This is a genomic window from Capnocytophaga periodontitidis, from assembly GCF_016126015.1.
Lineage (GTDB): Bacteria > Bacteroidota > Bacteroidia > Flavobacteriales > Flavobacteriaceae > Capnocytophaga > Capnocytophaga periodontitidis.
Window position 1 is genome coordinate 1 of record NZ_JAEFDB010000028.1, and the last position, 3,748, is coordinate 3,748.

General features: G+C 35.8%; 3 protein-coding genes and 1 pseudogene. All 4 read left to right on the forward strand.

The features are described from left to right. A partial coding sequence (locus I7X29_RS15570) for a polymorphic toxin type 23 domain-containing protein (RefSeq protein ID WP_262895913.1) occupies window positions 1–2,296 on the forward strand: 2,296 nt, incomplete at its 5' end. Next, window positions 2,290–2,907 (forward strand): hypothetical protein, encoded by a 618-nt coding sequence (locus tag I7X29_RS15100; RefSeq protein WP_198467634.1) that lies wholly within the window; start codon window positions 2,290–2,292, stop codon window positions 2,905–2,907. The genes I7X29_RS15570 and I7X29_RS15100, both read left to right, overlap by 7 nt. A 37-nt stretch (window positions 2,908–2,944) precedes the next feature. After that, complete coding sequence (locus I7X29_RS15105; RefSeq protein WP_225883794.1) at window positions 2,945–3,493, forward strand: hypothetical protein; 549 nt, start codon at window positions 2,945–2,947, stop codon at window positions 3,491–3,493. Window positions 3,494–3,540: 47 nt separating this feature from the next. Continuing rightward, window positions 3,541–3,748 (forward strand): annotated as a pseudogene (locus tag I7X29_RS15575) (hypothetical protein); the annotation flags it as partial.

The following is a 3,748-nucleotide window of genomic DNA, read 5'->3' on the forward strand; positions in this document are numbered from 1 at the left end:
TGCCGAAAAACTCTTGACCCAAATAGACAATGAGAACCAGGACGGCAATAGAGATCATTACACCTATACTTATGACCACAACCGCCAGCTACTTACCAGCAGCGAGACTAACCCTTGGGCAAAGTATACCAAAGCCTATACTTATGACCTTTTCGGTCGGGTACAAAAGGAAATGACCACCGCAGAGGCAGCAGGCAAACGCGCGAGTGCTGTGGTGCAATACCGCTATCAAAATGGTGAACTCGTGGAAATGAAGGACGACAAGGGTGTAACTCTTTGGAAACTCAGTAGTGAAAACCCTTATGGACAACCCCTCATAAGTCATAAAGGCAATGTAAAAGAGACCTATACCTACGACAAAGGCTTTCCTGTAAGTCAACTCTTGCAAAGTGAGGACAAGGCAATTGGAGCCCTTACGTGGCAGTTTAACCTTCAAAAAGGACTGTTAGACAGCCGTCAATACAGTTTTTGGGGTAAGCAAGAGGATTTTACTTACGACAACTTAGATAGGCTTATGGCTTGGGGCGATGCCAATACCCCACCGCAGACCCATAGCTACGACGAGCGCGGGCGTATTACTGAAAACAGTCTTTTGGGCACTTATAAATACCCCTCTAAGGGCTACGACCAAGAGAAGTTACAGCTAAATGACGCTGGCGAAGCCTTTTATAAAGACGCCCCAATGCCTGTGATACGCTACAATATGCTCAAAAACCCTGAGCAGATTTACATAAAAGACAAAGAGCGTATCACCTACTTATACAATGCCTTTGGCAATCGTGCCCATAGCTTTTATGGCAATGCGGAAGCCGAAAAAGAGAAACGTCCTATTCATAAGCATTACAGTGCCGATGGCAGTGTAGAAATCAAAGAGGATAAAACAAAAGGAAGTATTGACTTTCTATTTTACCTCGGTGGCGACCCGTATAGTGCTCCTGCAATACTCATTTCGGACGGAGAAACGCAAAAACTCTATTACCTACACCGCGACTATCTCGGAAGTATTGTAATGCTCACCGATGAGAATGGTAATATAGCCGAGCGCAGACACTTTGACCCTTGGGGACAACCCATAAAAGTAGAAGACGGCGCAGGCAATACCTTAGACAAACTTACCCTATTAGACCGTGGTTTTACAGGACACGAACACCTGCAAACCGTAGGGCTTATCAATATGAATGCTCGTTTGTACGACCCAGCCTTACATCGCTTTTTACAACCCGATAACTATGTACAAGACCCGTTTAATACCCAGAACTTTAATAGGTATGGGTACTGCTTGAATAACCCGCTACTCTATACTGATCCTAATGGAGAGTTTGTATGGGCAGCGGTTGTTATTGGTGCTATTATAGGTGCTTCAAGTTATGCCGTAAGTGCTGCTATTAACGATTCTTGGTCTTGGGGAAGTTTTGGACTGTCAGTTTTAGGAGGTGCTGTAGGAGGTGCTATTACGGGAGCTTTAGGATCAACAGCAGTGCTGACGACTGAATCTATTGCCAATGGTATAGCTACAGGAGCAGTATCTTCGATGTTACCAAGTGTCAATTTTCCTATAGGAGATTGGAATATAAGCCTATCTTTAGCTGTAGCTTTTGGCAACGCTTCGGGTATGGGGGCAAATTTTGCAGTAGGTTATAACGATGGTAATTGGGGCTTTTCAGCAGGAGTGGGAATAATGGCATATAATAATTATTATGGGTTTGGCAAAAATGCTATAGAAGTACGCAATTCTATAATGGCCTCTTGGGATGATGGTACTACCGGAGTTAGTTTAGGTACTAATGCTTGGTCAGGTGATTTTTCACAAAGAACAGGGATAATAGGATTTAGAAGTGGCGATTTTAAGCTAATGTATGAGAATGATGGAGCTCCTTTCAATAAATTAGGTAAGATTTTAAGCAATAATACTGATATGTACCGTACTGCCGCTGCAAGTATTGAAATAGGAAAGTTTTCTTTGCAAACAAATTTATTTACAGGAAAATCAGGGACAGATGAAAGTGGAAAGCCTTTTAAGCAGGCAATAAAAGATCCTAACTTAGTAGATTTTTCATCAGGAAGAAAAGGATTAGGCATTTGGAAAAATAAGGAAGCAGATATGTATAGATTAGGAGCATTAACTATTGGTTATGGAGGTTGGAGAGTAGGTACAAACTCTGAGCACATACGAGATGCTGTTCAAAACTGGTTTGCACACAAAATTATATCTCCACAACCTGGCTTCAGAATGTTAGATACAAGTTGGAATGGGTTTTATCAATATCAAACAAGAAATTCTTACACATTATGGTGAAAATTATTATTTCTGTATTTTTATTTTTTTGTCTGTGTGCGTGTAGTGTTATTTATAATAAAAAATCTTTTGTATTTAGTGATACACCCAACGAAAGAAAATTAAGAACAAATGGATATTATTATCATGTTTACAATCTTGATAAAGAATATATGCGACAAAAAGGTGTATATATCAATATGCAACTCTTTTTAGATAATGGATATACCTATGTTGTCAAAAATGGTTTTGGAGATTACTGTGGTGATTTAATAGAGAAGGAATGTGCTGTTAAAGCCTCAGAATATATGTTAGATAAAAATATAAATGAGTTTTTAGAAGAAACTGATAAACAAAGTAATAGAAATTATCATATTTGGAATTGGGGAAAATATCATATTCAAAATGATACTATAGTTGTAAAGTGGTTTTATAATTGTTTCGGTGACTATTTTTTAGTAGAGGAAAAAGGTATTGTAATAGATTCTACAACGATTGATTTTTTCTATTTTAAAGATTACCAAACTAAAAAAGATACAATATATAAGATTCCTAAAACATATAACTTTAAAGTTTACCCCATTGATAAAATATATAATAAAATCCCAAGGAAATTAGTTGAATGGAAATAGAAAGTTTTCAGTACAGAACTTATAATTCTTTTACATTATGGTAAGAAAAATCATCCTATTATTAATTTTATTTCTTTCTACTACTGCTTGTTGGTATATAGGAAAGACAAGTGAATATGGCTTACCAAGACGAAAAATAAGACCTTTACCTGAAAATACTGATTATAGCAAAATAGATACGATGGCATTGTATAAATTGGATAGCTACTATTTTTGCAATAGTTTAGAAAAGAAAATAAACGATTTTACAAAAAAAGAAAACGACTCTTATCCTTACATAAGTTATTTAAAATTCTATAGTAAAGGTAAATTAGGTCTTTTTGTAATATCTAAACAAGATACCTTAAATCTGCAACGGTGTTTTTTTAATCCTCAAAAAGCCAAAATGGGGTATTACTATATTGAAGGTAATAAAATTAAAACTAAAATCTCAACTATTGGTAATGCTACCTTGCATATTAGTAGAAAAAAAGGTTTTATATATAATGATTCTATAGATATAAGACATCATAATTTCTATGGTAATATTTTTATAAAAAGGAATGTTCCTAAAGAACTTTTAGAAGGCTGGGAACCTGATTGGTAAGCTTAATATTTTTTAGTGTAATACAGAACTTACAATCCTTATTCATTATGGTAAAGATATTTAAAATATTAATTGCTTGCGTACTGCTTGTCTCTTGTGCCGATTATATTCCTAAAAGAGTAAGTAAGAACTTTTTCTATTGCTACGACCCTCATACGGATTATAGCAAAAATTCTCTTGTGAAATTCAATGGAATTTATAAGATTTGTTACTGCGATTCTATATCTATAGAATGCAATGAAAATTGCTCTTTTG